The 15,852-nt window shown below is 61.0% G+C and carries 13 protein-coding genes and 1 tRNA gene; 10 read left to right on the forward strand and 4 right to left on the reverse strand.

The features are described from left to right. Positions 1-127: 127 nt before the first annotated feature. Complete coding sequence (locus ASF84_RS23345) at positions 128-439, forward strand: cupin (RefSeq protein ID WP_056841244.1); 312 nt, start codon at positions 128-130, stop codon at positions 437-439. A 546-nt stretch (positions 440-985) separates the two neighbouring features. Next, positions 986-1,423 carry a hypothetical protein gene (locus ASF84_RS29305; protein WP_156684353.1) on the forward strand — a complete coding sequence of 146 codons (438 nt, stop codon included), beginning with the start codon at positions 986-988 and terminating at the stop codon, positions 1,421-1,423. A 163-nt stretch (positions 1,424-1,586) separates the two neighbouring features. Here ASF84_RS29305 and ASF84_RS23350 read toward each other — a convergent pair whose 3' ends face one another. Together ASF84_RS23350 and ASF84_RS23355 are read right to left on the reverse strand one after the other, a co-directional pair. Then, on the reverse strand, positions 1,587-1,910 hold the full coding sequence (locus tag ASF84_RS23350; protein WP_236709469.1) for a hypothetical protein: 324 nt from the start codon (positions 1,908-1,910) through the stop codon (positions 1,587-1,589). Positions 1,911-2,082: 172 nt separating this feature from the next. Beyond that, a tRNA-Arg gene (locus ASF84_RS23355) sits at positions 2,083-2,159 on the reverse strand. Positions 2,160-2,494: 335 nt separating this feature from the next. On the opposite strand from ASF84_RS23355, the gene gabD reads away from it, so the two are divergent. The 3 genes from gabD (at position 2,495) to ASF84_RS23370 (ending at position 7,151) form a co-directional block, all read left to right on the forward strand. After that, positions 2,495-3,937: an NADP-dependent succinate-semialdehyde dehydrogenase gene (gabD, locus tag ASF84_RS23360; protein ID WP_056841245.1), complete on the forward strand. Its 1,443-nt coding sequence runs from the start codon at positions 2,495-2,497 to the stop codon at positions 3,935-3,937. Between the two features lie 181 nt (positions 3,938-4,118). Then, positions 4,119-5,399, forward strand: a complete 1,281-nt coding sequence (gabT, locus tag ASF84_RS23365; protein ID WP_056841246.1) for a 4-aminobutyrate--2-oxoglutarate transaminase — start codon at positions 4,119-4,121, stop codon at positions 5,397-5,399. Positions 5,400-5,768: 369 nt separating this feature from the next. Next, a complete protein-coding gene (locus tag ASF84_RS23370) occupies positions 5,769-7,151 on the forward strand; it encodes an HDOD domain-containing protein (RefSeq protein ID WP_056841247.1) in 1,383 nt (460 codons plus the stop codon). A 192-nt stretch (positions 7,152-7,343) separates the two neighbouring features. Here the strand turns inward: ASF84_RS23370 and ASF84_RS23375 are convergent, their stop codons facing one another. Both ASF84_RS23375 and desA read right to left on the reverse strand, forming a co-directional pair. Further along, positions 7,344-8,351, reverse strand: a complete 1,008-nt coding sequence (locus ASF84_RS23375) for a GGDEF domain-containing protein (protein ID WP_109512145.1) — start codon at positions 8,349-8,351, stop codon at positions 7,344-7,346. A 138-nt stretch (positions 8,352-8,489) separates the two neighbouring features. Beyond that, positions 8,490-9,674 carry a delta-9 fatty acid desaturase DesA gene (desA, locus tag ASF84_RS23380; RefSeq protein WP_056841248.1) on the reverse strand — a complete coding sequence of 395 codons (1,185 nt, stop codon included), beginning with the start codon at positions 9,672-9,674 and terminating at the stop codon, positions 8,490-8,492. 156 nt (positions 9,675-9,830) lie between these two features. Between desA and dibA the strand changes: the two genes are divergently transcribed. The 5 genes from dibA to cysW all read left to right on the forward strand — a co-directional run bounded on the left by dibA (position 9,831) and on the right by cysW (position 15,851). Beyond that, the gene (gene dibA / locus ASF84_RS23385) at positions 9,831-11,759 is read left to right on the forward strand and encodes a phosphodiesterase DibA (RefSeq protein WP_056841249.1); all 1,929 of its coding nucleotides are present in this window, start codon (positions 9,831-9,833) and stop codon (positions 11,757-11,759) included. A 939-nt stretch (positions 11,760-12,698) separates the two neighbouring features. Beyond that, positions 12,699-12,881 (forward strand): sulfur starvation response protein OscA, encoded by a 183-nt coding sequence (oscA, locus tag ASF84_RS23390; RefSeq protein WP_056841250.1) that lies wholly within the window; start codon positions 12,699-12,701, stop codon positions 12,879-12,881. Positions 12,882-13,038: 157 nt separating this feature from the next. Further along, positions 13,039-14,046, forward strand: a complete 1,008-nt coding sequence (locus tag ASF84_RS23395) for a sulfate ABC transporter substrate-binding protein (protein ID WP_056841251.1) — start codon at positions 13,039-13,041, stop codon at positions 14,044-14,046. A 97-nt stretch (positions 14,047-14,143) separates the two neighbouring features. Then, a complete protein-coding gene (gene cysT, locus ASF84_RS23400; protein WP_056841252.1) occupies positions 14,144-14,965 on the forward strand; it encodes a sulfate ABC transporter permease subunit CysT in 822 nt (273 codons plus the stop codon). A gap of 13 nt (positions 14,966-14,978) precedes the next feature. Next, positions 14,979-15,851 carry a sulfate ABC transporter permease subunit CysW gene (gene cysW / locus ASF84_RS23405; RefSeq protein WP_056841253.1) on the forward strand — a complete coding sequence of 291 codons (873 nt, stop codon included), beginning with the start codon at positions 14,979-14,981 and terminating at the stop codon, positions 15,849-15,851. Position 15,852 lies beyond the last annotated feature (1 nt).

Consider the following 15,852-nt stretch of genomic DNA (forward strand, 5'->3'; position numbering starts at 1 on the left):
CAAAACCTAACGAAAAAGAAGGCAGCCATCAGCTCCCGTTCAGTCCAGGTCTTCTTTTCGTCCAGCAGTCGAGGGTCAAAGATTCTGATAGGGTACAAATCACCACCTGTTCGAGACCTGAAATCCGATGAGAGTTATTCGTAGCAAAGACTTCACCGCCACGCGCGCTTGGGGGGCTGACGAGATCGCCAACCTGGATGGAACCACCGTCCGTCTTCACTGGACTGACCAACCCTACAAGTGGCACGTCAATGATGGTGAGGAAGTGTTCGCAGTCCTCGACGGCACGGTAGATATGCATTATCGCGAGTCAGGCACTGAGCGCCTCGTGACCCTGATGGTTGGCGACGTGTTTTACGCAGGGGCTGGATGTGAACATGTTGCGCACCCTCGTGGAGAAGCACGGATTCTGGTTATCGAGCGTGAGGGCAGCGTTTGAGTTGGCTGGGCTGTCGCTCATCATGGCCGGGTCGGACTGTGCTTCGGAGCGATCTCATAGATGTAGCGGGTGCTCAAAATCGGACTGGAAATCGCGTTTCTACGCGAAATCCACATCTGCAGAGGTGCCGATAAATTTCAGATTTAACGTAGACGCGCGCACTTCAATTTTGACGAAGCGTTTTTACACACTCTGGCCCATCTGCAGTTTGGGACGGTATCCACCCGCTAACCGTACTCATAGCTTTTCATGGACACCGTGCGGGTGCGATACTTCGGCGCATTATTGAAATCCCATCCTTTTGCCGGCTCAGCCCTGCTCAAGGCCGAACATGTCATCCAGTTTGCCTGATCAAATCCCTAAAAGTACTCGCCGTGAACAAGCAACAGCTAGCAGCCAAGATCTGGGAATCAGCCAACCAGATGCGATCACCTGCAAACAGTCTCTACCTGAACGTATGCATGAGATGAAGATTGATGTTATCAATGGGGTGATTAAAAATGGCGAAAAAGTTACGGTTAACTCCAGGGCACGGTAGAGGTTGGCATGTCTGAATTCAAATGTATTTTCCTGGATCATGATGTGGATGAAAATCCAAAGTTGCAGTTTTATGCCGACTTTTTTTTAAACTATCAGCCTTCGATGTGGCAGAAAGGGGGCGGTGATGGAGTTTTTAGCTTTGTCAGTGATAAAGGTGACAAGTCTGAGCTGACCGTGTTGGAGAACACAGAACTCGGTGTTTCTGTTAGGTACAACTTTAGATCTGCTGGTGAGCGCAGGGGGGCTGAATATTTCTCAGTATGTGATCAACCGAAAATGAATCATGTTGAAGACTTTGGGGACGACCAATTTGTTCCTGCGGGTTCTTTTATACAACCCAAAAAAGCATGGCTAGCCGTTGAAGATTTTTTTAAAAATCCTCTGGTTAAGTCGGATCGAATAGCATGGTTGAGCTCTGACGCTATTTCATGGCCGGCTATCTAAAAGTGTATTGAGAGCGTCAAATGCAAAAGCACAGCAATCGCCTAAGTACTTCGTCCTCGCGCGCTCCAAGCCGCGTGTGAAGGCCTTCTTGAGGGCATCCGCAGTGGTGGGGGATACTCGACCGCATAATGAACGCGGTAAACCCTTCAGCCAGTGAATAGCTTTAGGCGAGAGGGATTCCCCATTCTCTGCGAGCGACCTCAATCACACACTGAAACAACGCAAGCTCACGCTTCACCGTGTTGCCTTTGCGAATCTTCAGGCGCTCGTCACGGTAACGCGCGAAATCTGAAGAGGTGAGGATGGCAACGATACGTGTCGCCAGCGGATGACGCTTGAGTGCTTGCAGGCATTTGATTTCCGAATACGCGCCTTTGTGCTTCGGAGCGATCTCATAGATGTAGCGATCAACAAGTCGATGAACGGCGGTGCGTTCAGCCTCGACGCGAGAGACAAAAATGCCCCGGTCGATTTCGCTTTCGATCATGCGTGCCCAGGCTTGGGCATCGGATTCGGTTGTTTGGGGGCTGTACCGTGATTGCTGATGGCTGCCGACTTGAGCGCTCGCGCCACGTTCAACGGTGGCAAAAACGACGTTCAGGACCAGGACAGGCTTTTAGCGGAAGTGCTGACCCCTTGTGACACAAGGGGTGGAAAGATGGCGCACCTGACGGGATTCGAACCCATGACCCCTGCCTTCGGAGGGCAGTACTCTATCCAGCTGAGCTACAGGTGCAATGCGGGCGCCATAATACTCATCTCTCGCGCACACGTCCATGCTGGCGAGCATGTGTTGTTGATTTCGCACATTTCATTGCCTATACCTGACATCGGCGCACGAAAAACTGACCATCCGTGCCAATCTGTTCTTTTTTCCGAACGCCCTATTGTCCTTTACTGCCACAATCCCTAGGATTCGTTTGAGATTTCAAACGCTCCTGTTCGGCCTTTCTGCCTGTTAAGCTTCGTGCGCCAGGTCAAGGCGAATAAAAATTTCAGTGATGCCCAGTCAGGGCGCCATTTCTCTATCAGCCCGCTCCGCGTCTGCGCGGTGCTATTCAGGAGGCCGACATGCAGCTCAAGGATTCCAAACTGTTCCGCCAGCAAGCCTATATCAACGGTGCGTGGCTGGACGCAGACGGTGGCCAGACCATCAAGGTCAACAACCCGGCCACCAACGAGGTGCTGGGCAGCGTGCCGAAGATGGGCGCAGCCGAGACCCGTCGTGCCATCGAGGCCGCCGACAAGGCGCTGCCGGCCTGGCGTGCTCTGACCGCCAAGGAACGTGGCGCCAAGCTGCGTCGCTGGTACGAGCTGATGATCGAGAACCAGGACGACCTGGCGCGCCTGATGACTCTGGAGCAGGGTAAGCCGCTGGCCGAGGCCAAGGGCGAGATCGCCTATGCCGCTTCGTTCATCGAGTGGTTCGCCGAAGAAGCCAAGCGTGTGTACGGTGACGTGATTCCGGGCCATCAGCCAGACAAGCGCCTGATCGTGCTCAAGCAGCCGATCGGTGTCACCGCCGCCATCACCCCGTGGAACTTCCCGGCGGCCATGATCACCCGCAAGGCCGGTCCAGCACTGGCCGCCGGTTGCACCATGGTGCTCAAGCCGGCTTCGCAGACCCCGTATTCCGCCCTGGCCCTGGCCGAGCTGGCCGAGCGTGCCGGTATTCCGGCTGGCGTGTTCAGCGTGGTCACCGGCAGCGCCGGTGAAGTCGGCGGCGAGCTGACCAGCAACCCGATCGTGCGCAAGCTGTCGTTCACCGGTTCCACCGAGATCGGTCGCCAGCTGATGGCCGAATGCGCCCAGGACATCAAGAAAGTGTCGCTGGAGCTGGGCGGCAATGCGCCCTTCATCGTGTTTGACGATGCCGACCTGGACAAGGCGGTCGAAGGCGCGATCATCTCCAAGTACCGCAACAACGGCCAGACCTGCGTCTGCGCCAACCGCATCTATGTGCAGGAAGGCGTCTACGACGCGTTCGCCGAGAAGCTGAAAGTGGCGGTGGCCAAGCTCAAGATCGGCAACGGTCTGGAAGAGGGCATCACCACCGGCCCGCTGATCGACGAAAAGGCCGTGGCCAAGGTCAAGGAACACATTGCCGACGCCCTGAGCAAAGGCGCCAAGGTGCTGTCGGGCGGTAACAGCCTGGAAGGCACCTTCTTCGAGCCGACCATCCTGATCAACGTGCCGAAGAACGCGGCCGTGGCCAAGGAAGAGACCTTCGGCCCGCTGGCGCCGCTGTTCAGCTTCAAGGACGAGGCCGAAGTCATTGCGATGGCCAACGACACCGAGTTCGGCCTGGCCTCGTACTTCTATGCGCAGAACATGAGCCGTGTCTTCCGCGTGGCCGAGGCGCTGGAGTACGGCATGGTGGGTATCAACACCGGCCTGATTTCCAACGAAGTGGCGCCGTTCGGCGGCATCAAGTCCTCGGGCCTGGGCCGTGAAGGCTCCAAGTACGGCATCGAAGACTACCTGGAAATCAAATACCTCTGCCTGTCGGTCTGATTCCGGCAGCAGGTCTTTGCAACCGATGGGGCGCGAGAGCGACGCTCCATCGGTTTTTTTGCTGTAGCCCGACCCAATGGTGGCCGGAAAGCCTTGCCAGTCGATCATCGTATGCTGGCCCGGTGATTCCCGCCGCTTGATCCTTGCCACACGCCGACGATGAGCGGCGAATGAGGAAACCATGAGCAAGACTAACGAATCCCTGCTGCAACGCCGTGCCGCCGCTGTTCCACGTGGTGTCGGCCAGATCCACCCGATTGTCGCCGAGCGCGCCGAGAACGCCACTGTGTGGGACGTCGAAGGCCGTGAGTACATCGACTTCGCGGGCGGCATTGCGGTGCTGAACACCGGTCACCTGCACCCCAAGGTGATTGCTGCCGTTCAGGAACAACTGACCAAGCTGACCCACACCTGCTTCCAGGTGCTGGCCTACGAGCCCTACATCGAGCTGTGCGAAGAAATCGCCAAGCGCGTGCCGGGTGACTTCGCCAAGAAGACCCTGCTGGTGACCTCCGGCTCCGAAGCGGTCGAGAACGCCGTCAAGATCGCCCGTGCCGCCACCGGCCGTACTGGCGTGATCGCCTTCACCGGCGCTTACCATGGCCGCACCATGATGACTCTGTCGCTGACCGGCAAAGTGGTGCCGTACTCGGCCGGCATGGGCCTGATGCCCGCTGGCGTGTTCCGCGCCCAGGCACCGTGCGAGCTGCATGGCGTGAGCGAAGACGAGTCGATCGCCAGCATCGAGCGCATTTTCAAGAATGATGCCCAGCCTCAGGACATCGCGGCGATCATCATCGAGCCGGTGCAGGGCGAGGGCGGTTTCTACGTCAACTCGCCGGCCTTCATGGGCCGCCTGCGCGCCCTGTGCGACCAGCACGGTATCCTGCTGATCGCTGACGAAGTACAGACCGGTGCCGGTCGTACCGGGACCTTCTTTGCCACCGAGCAACTGGGCGTGGTGCCGGACCTGACCACCTTCGCCAAGTCGGTCGGCGGCGGCTTCCCGATCTCCGGCGTGTGTGGCAAGGCCGAGATCATGGACACCATCGCCCCGGGCGGCCTGGGCGGCACCTATGCCGGCAGCCCGATTGCCTGCGCCGCGGCCCTGGCCGTATTGAAGGTGTTCGACGAAGAAAACCTGCTGGAGCGCTCCAACGCCGTGGGCGAGATCCTCAAGGCCCGCCTGCGCCAGATCGCCGAGAAGCACAAGGTGATCGGCGACGTGCGCGGCCTGGGTTCGATGGTGGCCATCGAGCTGTTCGAAGGCGGCGACCACAGCAAGCCGGCTGCCGAGCTGGTCGGCAAGGTTGTGGCCCGTGCCCGTGAGAAGGGCGTGATCCTGCTGTCGTGCGGCACGTATTACAACGTGATCCGCTTCCTGATGCCTGTCACCATTCCTGATGCGCAACTGGAAAAAGGCATCGCCCTGATCGCCGAGTGCTTCGACGAACTGGCATGAGCCTGATGGCTGAATAAAAAGCCCGCTTCGGCGGGTTTTTTTTGGCCAGTGCCTCGTAGGACCTGTAGGACTTGTAGGACCGACTTCAGTCGGGAACACAGGCACCGCCGAATTCGCGTCATTCGTAGCATTCGCGGCTGAAGCCGCTCCTACGGGATGTGCGCCGTGTTCTGGATCAAAACCTGCTGTCTATCAGGCGCAGAAAATGCTGTGCCTGGCCCGGCCCTTTCGCGACCGCTGGTCGCTCCTACGCGGTTCTGCATCGATTCTGGCGCCTGGGTTTTTTCTGCGCTGCCGTTCTTTTTTCGGCCTATGGGTATATACCGGCGACGGCATTGGCTAAGGTGAAGGCATCGATGTCGGAGAGTCATGATGACCGCTGTAGATTTGCTTGGCGTACCGCGGGTGTTGATCGCGGAGTCCGACCCCTGGATTCGCGAAAACCTCAGTGATCTGGTCCTGAGCGTGCGTGCCGATGTCGAACTGGAAGTGTGCACCGACGGCCGGCAGGCCATCGAATGGATGAAAGGCCATTTGCCCGACCTGATCATTGCGTCGCGTGAACTGCCGTCCATCGATGGCTTGAGCCTGTTGCGCGGCATCCGCAAGCTGCGTCGCCAGCCGCCGATTCCCTTCATTCTGCTCAGCAGCCGCAGTGATGCCGCCAGTGTGCGCGAAGTCCTGCCGCTGTTGCCGACCGCCTACCTGACCAAGCCGCTGGACAACGAAGGCCTGCGCCAGCGGCTGCGCGGGCTGTTGCTCGAATGCCCGACCACGGGGCCGGTGAAAGTGCCGGGCATGACCCTGAACAAGTTTCTCGACACCCGCCGGGAAACGGCCGACAGCGCGCCGTTGTTCGTGGATGTCGAGTCGGCGCTGGGCCTGAGCCAGGGTGCCAAGGGCCTGGACATTCATCTGCTCGAACAGGAATTGCGCAACGATCCGCACATCACGGCGGTGCTGATCGCGGCGGCCAACACGGCCGCCCAGCACCTGGGCAAGCCGATCCAGAGCCTGGGTGGCGCAATGGCGCTGCTGGGCGCCAGCCAGAGTGCGCAGATCGCCACCAACCTGGGCAAGAAGCGCGTGGCGGTGCTGACCCATGACGGGCTGCTGGCCAAGGCCAGCGAGTTGTGGCTGATGTCCCAGCGCACTGGCGACTACGCCCGTATCCTGGCGCGCATGCTGGAGCTGAACCAGGAGCGTTGTTTTACCGCCGGGCTGCTGCAGTCGCTGGGCGACTTGGCGGTGCTTGGCTGTTTGCAGGAGTGGCTGCTCAACGGCGGCAAGCTGGACGAGCCGCTGATCACCCAGATGCTGCAGCAGTACTCGGCCTCCTTTGGCTCGGCCCTGCGCACCCGCTGGCGCCTGCCGCTGGAGCTGCGTGAGCTGATTGCGGCGATCTACCAGTACAACACCGGGGTCTTCACCCGCGAGGTGCTGGCCATGAACCTGGCCGGCGAAATGGCGCGGCTGCGCGATGAACAAAGTGTCAATGTCTTGCTCAAGTCCAAGCCGGCGCGGTTGCTCAAGCTCGGCGTCGACGATTTGCAGCGCCTGCGCAAGAAACTGACCGGGGTGACCGACCCCAGCCTGCTGGCGCTGGCCAATGCGCCTGCCGAAGCCGTGGCGTCAGTGGAAGAGGACGCGGAGGTCGAGGATGATCTGCCGGACCTGCTCGACCTCACCCCGGAGCCGGAGCGGTCAATGGAAGAAGAACCGCCAGCCCCACCGGCTACGCCGACCCTGTAGCGACCAACGGTCGCGAATGCCGGTTGTCAGGCACCGAAGATGATGACTGTGCCGCCCCTTTCGCGACCGCTGGTCGCTCCTACGGCACAGGTGTCGACACACGGCTGTAGGAGCGATCAACGGTCGCGAATGCCGGATGTCAGGCACCGAAAATGATGGCTGTGCCGSCCCTGTCTGCAAACGCCCGTTTGCCTACCCCACCACAATCTGGTTCTTGCCCTGCCGTTTGGCCTGGTACATGGCCGCGTCGGCGCGCGCGTAGAGGGCTTCCAGGGTCGGGTCGTCGTCGGTCAGGCTGGTCAGGCCCTGGCTGGCGGTGATGCCGAAGCTCTGCTGGTCGCTCTGGAAATGCTGGCGCTGGATTTCCCGCTGCAGGCGTTCGGCAATCTGCAAGGCCATGGCCGAGGCGCAGCCGGGGAAGATGGCGGCGAATTCTTCACCGCCGATCCGGCCGAACAGGTCGCCGCGTCGCAGGGTGGTGCGACCGCTTTCGGCAATGCGCTGCAACACGCCATCACCGACCTGATGCCCGAAGGTGTCGTTGATTTTCTTGAAGTCATCAATGTCCAGCAACAGGAACGACAGCGGCGTGCCTTGCAGGCGGGCCAGCTCGAATTCGCGTTGGGCGCAGTCGAAGAAATGCCGGCGGTTGCTGCTCTGGGTCAGCACGTCGGTGGTGGCCAGGCGCTGCAATTCGTCTTCCAGGTGCTTCTTTTCAGTGATGTCCTCGGCGATGCCGACCACCACCAGGCGCTGGCCCGGGTCGGTGCGGTGGCTGACAAAGCATTTGTCGCTGAGCCAGCGCACTTCGCCGTCGGCGCGGATGATGCGGTACTCGCGGTCCTCGACCGCGCCCTTGTCGATCACCTCGCTGAGGCTGCGCTCGGCATAGTGCAGGTCGTCCGGGTAGATGCTGTCGCGCCACTGTCCGTAATCGGCCAGCACCAGGCCCACCGAGCGGCCAAAGATACGCTCGTAGGCAGGGCTGACGTAGATCATCTGCTGGCGGCCCCAGTCGAAGGCCCACAGCACGGCGTTGACGCTCACCAGCAATGAGCTGAACAAGTGCTCGCGTTCGCTCAGGCGGGCGACTTCGGCCTGGGCATGCATGAGGGCGAGCAGGGTTTCGGCAGCGACAGGCGGGTGATCAGGCGGCTCTCGATGCTGCACCGGGGGCGCAGCAGTGGACGTTTTTTCCATGGACGCGGCTTCTCGAACGGCGCGAAATCGCTCGCGCCGCTACGTGGTTTGTAGGGCAATGGATAAAAGGTCTGAGCAAAGTTTCGCCAGGAAGTTCCGATGTCGGTGCGCCATCATGGGGCGCACCGATCAACGGCGTCAGGCGTAGGAGGGGCGCAGCGAGTAGGTCTTGAGCTGGTCGGCAAAGTCACGCAACGACTGGATGCCACTGGTCTCGGCCTCGTGTACCCAGTCCTTGATGGCCGCCAGCATGTCGTGGCTGTTGCTGCTGGTCTTGAGCCAGATCTGCTGCAGGGCCAGGCGCTTTTCGTAGATCACTTTCAGGGCCTGGCTGTGCTCCAGCATGGTCTGGATGCGCACCTGGTGCTTGTCGTCGAGCAGGCTGGTTTCACGCGACAGCAGGCGCTTGGCGCGGTGGAACTGGTGGCGCACCGAGACATCGGCACGGGTCAGCTCCTGGGTCACCAGCGGGCCGATCACCTGCTTGCGGTACTGGGCCATGATCTGGAAGCGGTTGTTGAGAATCGCCATGGCGGTGTCCATGTCCAGGTGCCGCTTGCCTTCGACCCGGTGGGCAATGGGCGCCACACGCTGCACCTTGGCCAGGCGCAGGGCGCTGAAGACCTTGATCCAGGCCCAGCCCATGTCGAACTCCCATGGCTTGACCGACAGCTTGGCCGAGTTGGGGTAGGTGTGGTGGTTGTTATGCAACTCTTCGCCGCCAATGATGATGCCCCACGGCACCAGGTTGGTGGCCGCGTCCTTGCATTCGAAGTTGCGGTAGCCCACCGCATGGCCCAGGCCGTTGACCACGCCGGCGGCCCAGAACGGAATCCACATCATCTGGATGGCCCAGACGGTGATGCCCAGTACCCCGAACAGCGCCAGGTCAATGACGGCCATCAGCGCGATGCCCAACAGCTTGTAGCGCGAATACAGGTTGCGCTCGATCCAGTCTTCGGGGCAGTGCTTGCCATAGATGCGCAGCGTATCGGGGTTGCCGGCTTCGGCGCGGTACAGCTCGGCGCCCTTGCGCAGCACGGTCGACAGGCCCTTGATCACCGGGCTGTGCGGGTCGTCGACGGTTTCACATTTGGCGTGGTGCTTGCGGTGGATGGCGGTCCACTCGCGGGTGTTCTGCGCCGTGGTCAGCCACAGCCAGAAGCGGAAGAAGTGTTTCAGGCCCGCATTGAGCTCCAGGGAGCGGTGGGCCGAATAGCGGTGCAGATAGACCGTCACGCCGATAATGGTCACGTGCGTCATGACCAGGGTGACGGCAATCAGTTGCCAGACGGACAAATCGAGTAAACCGTTGTACCACATAGGCTGCTGGGCCCTCACAGGTGGCGGGTGGGTGAACACTGAACAGCGGGCATTATCTCTGAGCCACCATGGAAAACCAGATGCCGGCGCAGAGAAGCGTCTCTGGATGTTTCTTGTCTTATAATCCCCGGCTTACGTAGGGATGTGTGTTTTCTTATGACGGATGTGACGCGAAAAGCGCTGGGGGCCGCCGTTTTCTATGGCTGGCTGACCTTTATGTGGTGGTTGGCAAGCCGCTCCCTGTTGCCGTCCTGGGTGCACGACCCGGTCCGGCTTGGCGAATACCAACAGACGAGTGGTTACCTGTGGGTGGCACTGAGCACCTTGACGCTGTTCATGGCCCGCCGGCATCTGCTGGGCTGGCTGGGGGGCACCCACCTGCTGCGTCAGCACCGCGAAGACCATGATCGCCTGCGCCTGGCCTCGGCGGTGTTCGACAGCACCCGCGAAGGCGTGCTGGTCACCAACAACAAGGCGCAGATCGTACACGTCAATCGTGCGTTCGTGGACATCACCGGCTATCAGCCCGATGAAGTGCTGGGCCACAACCCCAGCAAGTTCAAGTCCGGCCGGCACGACGCCGATTTCTATGGGCAGATGTACCAGGCCATCGAGGCCGACGGCCAGTGGAACGGCGAGATCTGGAATCGCCGCAAGAGCGGTGAGGTCTACCCGCAGTGGCAGAGCATACGCGGCATCAAGGACGCCGATGGCCAGGTCCGGCATTTTGTCGCGGTGTTTTCCGACCTGTCGGCGATCAAGCGTTCCGAGCACGAGCGTGTGCAACTGGCGCACTTCGATGCACTGACCGGCCTGCCCAATCGCCTGCTGTTTACCGAGCGCACTACCGAAGCGGTGGCGGCGGCGCGGGCGAACCGGCGTCATTGCGCCATCCTGCTGCTGGACCTTGATCACTTCAAACATATCAATGACAGCCTGGGCCACAGCCTGGGCGACCTGGTGCTCAAGTCGGTGGCCGAACGCCTGGTCGGGCTGTTCGGGGCCGAACTGACCCTGGCGCGCATGGGCGGCGACGAATTCGCCCTGCTGGTCAAGGATTGCCCGCAGATGGCCATGACCGCCAACCTGGCGCAGCAAGTGCTCGAAGCCTTCAAGGCGCCCTTCCTGATCGAAGACCAGGCGTTGTTCATCACCGTCAGCATCGGCATCAGCCTGTTTCCCAATGACGCGCTGTCGGCTGAACAGTTGCTGCGCAATGCCGACGCGGCCCTGTTCAAGGCCAAGCGTGGCGGGCGCGAAAACTATGCCTTGTACACCGAAGAACTCACCGCCCATGCCCAGCAGCGGGTCGAGTTGGCCGGCCAGTTGCGCCGCGCCATCGAGCAGAACGAGCTGCGCGTGTATTACCAGCCGGTGCATGACCTGACCACACGGTGTATTCGCGGCGTCGAGGCCCTGGTGCGCTGGGAGCACCCCGAGCGCGGCATGGTGTCGCCGGGCGAGTTCATTCCGATTGCCGAGCAGAGCGGGCTGATCGGCGACATCGACAACTGGGTGCTGCGCGCGGCCTGCACGCAGATGGGCCAATGGCAGGCGGCGGGCATTGCCCTGGACTTTGTCGCGGTGAACATTTCCAGCCGTCGCTTCATCCAGGGTGACCTTGACCTGCAGGTCGCGGCCATCCTGGCCGATACCGGCCTGGACCCTGCGCTGCTGGAGCTGGAAGTCACCGAAAGCGCCGTGATGCACGACCCTGAACAGGCGCTGGAGCAATTGCATCGCCTGCGCGAACTGGGCCTGAGCCTGGCCATTGATGATTTTGGCACCGGCTACTCTTCCTTGCTGCGCCTCAAGCGTATGCCGGTGCAGAAGCTCAAGATCGACCAGGGCTTTGTCGCCGGCCTGCCCGCTGATGAAGACGATATCGCGATTGTCTGCGCCATTATCGCGCTGGCCCGCAGCATGGGCATGAAGGTGCTGGCCGAGGGCATCGAGACTGCCGAGCAGGCCGCCTTTCTGTTCGAAAACGGCTGCCAGCTGGGCCAGGGCTACTGGTTTGCCAGGCCCATGCCGGCGGCCCGGATCGACTGGGCCTGCGCCCCAAGCGCGCGCCTGCGCGAATAGCCTGTTCTGTAGGAGCGCGCTTGCCGGAATGCCGGACCACCGCGACCGGCTGCGCAGCAGTCGTAAATTTGCAGCGTTTCGCAGATTTACAGTCGTAAATTYGTGGCGTTTCCGAGATTTTGCGAGCGCTTCGCACTCGGTCGCCGGCAAGCGGGCTCCTACCGGTCGGTCCTGCCCGAATAGCCTGTTCCGTAGGAGCGCGTGGCGTTTCCGAGATTTTGCGAGCGCTTCGCACTCGGTCGCCGGCAAGCGGGCTCCTACCGGTCGGTCCTGCCCGAATAGCCTGTTCCGTAGGAGCGCGCTTGCCGGAATGCCGGACCACCGCGACCGGCTGCGCAGCAGTCGTAAATTTGCAGCGTTTCGCAGATTTACAGTCGTAAATTCGTGGCGTTTCCGAGATTTTGCGAGCGCTGCGCACTCGGTCGCCGGCAAGCGGGCTCCTACCGGTCGGTGCCTGCCCGAATAGCCTGTTCCGTAGGAGCGCGCTCTGCCCGCGACCGGCTGCGTTAGCAGTCGTAARATTGTAGCGTTTCGCAGATTTACAGTCGTAAATTCGTGGCGTTTCCGAGATTTTGCGAGCGCTTCGCACTCGGTCGCCGGCAAGCGGGCTCCTACNAAAATTGTAGCGTTTCGCAGATTTACAGTCGTAAATTCGTGGCGTTTCCGAGATTTTGCGAGCGCTTCGCACTCGGTCGCCGGCAAGCGGGCTCCTACGCCGGCCCCATATTGGCTGTGCGGAACGGTGTTCAACCGGGTTCAAACACAGGCGCGCAATGCGCCTTGGCGGCTTCTCTTTTCGCAAATGCCTTTTGGTTATATCTGCATTCTTAAATAGTCTTTTTAAGAATATCTGCGCCTATCTAATATGGCCCTAACGCCACAAGCCGTTACCCCCCAGTCGTGACGGCGGGTTCTGCCACTTTCCAAGGAGTTATCCATATGAGCGCCTCTCTGCGTAGCGTTGACGGTCAGGACGAAGCAGCGATCCTGCGGGAAATTCAAAGTGCCCTGCGGGATTTGCGCTTCGGCGCCGTCGAAATCACGGTGCATAACGCTCAGGTCGTCCAGATCGAGCGCAAGGAGAAGTTCCGCCTGCAGAACTCCGGCACCAAGCCGAACTGAAAGTCCCCGCCGCTGCTTAACCCGACTGGTCAACCGGAGGGTGTCGTTTCCTGACTCCTCATACTTATTAGAACGCCACGTGCGAAGCCCTTTACAGCCTCGACGCGCCAGGCCTGCACAACAACGCCAATATTCGGATTTTCCAGGAGCTTGATTCATGTCCATTCGTCGCTTTGCCCTGGCCGCGCTCGCCAGCGCCGTCTTCGCCGGTTCCGCTGTTGCCAAGGATTACGAGTTGCTCAACGTGTCCTATGACCCGACACGCGAGCTGTATCAGGAGTACAACGCCGAGTTCATCAAGCACTGGACGTCCACTCACAAGGACGACAAGGTCGAAATCAAGCAGTCCCATGGTGGTTCCGGCAAGCAGGCGCGTGCCGTGATCGACGGCCTGCGTGCCGACGTGGTGACCCTGGCCCTGGCCGGCGACATCGACGAAGTCGCCAAGCTGGGCAAGAGCCTGCCCGAGAACTGGCAGACCCGCCTGCCGGACGCCAGCACCCCATACACCTCGACCATCGTGTTCCTGGTGCGCAAGGGCAACCCCAAAGGCATCAAGGACTGGAACGACCTGATCAAGGACGGCGTCTCGGTCATCACCCCTAATCCGAAAACCAGCGGCGGCGCGCGCTGGAACTTCCTTGCGGCCTGGGCCTATGGCCTCAAGGCCGGCGGCAGCGAAGCCAAGGCCCAGGAATACGTGGAAAAGCTGTTCAGGCATGTACCGATCCTGGACACCGGCGCCCGTGGCTCGACCATCACCTTCGTCAACAACGGTCAGGGTGACGTGCTGCTGGCCTGGGAAAACGAAGCCTTCCTGGCGCTCAAGGAAGACGGCGGCGCCGACAAGTTCGACATCATCGTGCCTTCGCTGTCGATCCTCGCCGAGCCACCGGTGGCCGTGGTCGACAAGAACGCCGAGAAGAAGGGCAACACCGAAATCGCCACCGAATACCTCAAGCACCTGTACAGCTCGGCCGGTCAGGAAATCGCCGCGAAGAACTTCTACCGCCCGCGCAATGCCGACGTGGCGGCCAAATACGAGAAGCAATTCCCGAAACTTGAGCTGGTGACTATCGACAAGGACTTTGGCGGCTGGAAAACTGCGCAGCCGAAGTTCTTCAACGACGGCGGTGTCTTCGATCAGATTTACAAGGCGCAGTAAGTGGGCGCCCGACACCGTCCACCGGGCGGTGTCTTCGGTTTGATCAAACGGCCCGGACTCATGTCCGGGCTTGGTGCAAGTTAAACCAGGGATTCTTATGTCGCGTCGTATCTCCCCCGTCATACCCGGCTTCGGGCTGACGCTGGGCTACACCTTGGTGTACCTCAGCCTGATTGTGCTGATTCCGCTGGCCGCCATGTTCGTGCATGCGGCCCAGCTGACCTGGGATCAGTTCTGGACCATCATCACCGCCCCGCGAGTGATCGCAGCCCTCAAGCTGAGCTTCGGCACCGCCTTCTATGCCGCGATCATCAACGGTGTGATCGGCACGCTGCTGGCCTGGGTGCTGGTGCGCTACACCTTCCCGGGGCGCAAAGTCATCGATGCGATGATCGACCTGCCGTTCGCGCTGCCCACCGCCGTGGCCGGTATCGCCCTGACCGCACTGTATGCGCCCAACGGCTGGGTCGGGCAGTTCGCCGCCGACCTGGGCTTCAAGATCGCCTACACGCCGCTGGGCATCACCCTGGCGCTGACCTTCGTGACGCTGCCCTTCGTGGTGCGCACAGTGCAGCCGGTGCTGGCCGACATCCCGCGTGAGGTCGAAGAAGCAGCCGCCTGTCTGGGCGCGCGCCCGCTGCAGGTGTTTCGTCATGTGCTGATGCCGGCCCTGCTGCCGGCCTGGCTGACCGGCTTCGCCCTGGCCTTTGCCCGTGGCGTCGGCGAGTACGGCTCGGTGATCTTCATTGCCGGCAACATGCCGATGAAGACCGAGATCCTGCCGTTGTTGATCATGGTCAAGCTCGACCAGTACGACTACACCGGCGCCACCGCCATCGGCGTGATGATGCTGGTGGTTTCCTTCCTGCTGTTGCTGCTGATCAACTTGCTGCAGCGGCGCATCGAAACCCCGAACTGAGGAGCACGCGATCATGTCCCATTCGTCGGTTTCCGCCGCCTCCGTGGCCAACGCCGCCCGTCGCGGCAGCCCTGTGGCCCGCCGCATCCTGATCGGCCTGGGCTGGCTGGTGTTTTTCCTGTTCCTGGCCCTGCCGCTGATCATCGTGGTGTCCCAAGGCCTGAAGAGCGGCCTGGGCACCTTCTTTTCCGCGATCTTCGAGCCCGATGCGCTGTCGGCGCTCAAGCTCACGGTCATTGCGGTGCTGATCTCGGTGCCCTTGAACCTGGTCTTTGGTGTCTGCGCCGCCTGGTGCGTCAGCAAGTACTCGTTTCGTGGCAAAAGCATCCTGGTGACCCTGATCGACCTGCCGTTCTCGGTGTCGCCGGTCATCGCCGGCCTGGTCTATGTGCTGATGTTCGGCGCCCAGGGCTTTTTCGGGCCGTGGCTGCAGGACCATGACATCCAGATCGTGTTTGCCTTGCCGGGCATCGTGCTGGCCACCATCTTCGTCACCGTGCCCTTCGTGGCCCGTGAACTGATCCCGCTGATGCAGGAGCAGGGCACCCAGGAAGAAGAGGCGGCGCGCCTGCTGGGCGCCAATGGCTGGCAGATGTTCTGGCACGTCACCGTGCCCAATATCAAGTGGGGCCTGATCTATGGCGTGGTGCTGTGTACCGCCCGGGCCATGGGTGAGTTCGGTGCGGTGTCGGTGGTGTCCGGGCACATTCGCGGGGTGACCAACACCCTGCCGCTGCACGTCGAGATCCTCTACAACGAATACAACCACGTCGCGGCCTTTGCGGTTGCGAGCCTGTTGCTGGTCATCGCCCTGTTCATCCTGCTGCTCAAGCAGTGGAGCGAATCGCGCATTAACCGTCTGCGCCAGAACGCGGCGGAGGAATAAG

The organism is Pseudomonas sp. Leaf127 (assembly GCF_001423155.1).
Taxonomy (GTDB): Bacteria; Pseudomonadota; Gammaproteobacteria; order Pseudomonadales; family Pseudomonadaceae; genus Aquipseudomonas; species Aquipseudomonas ovata.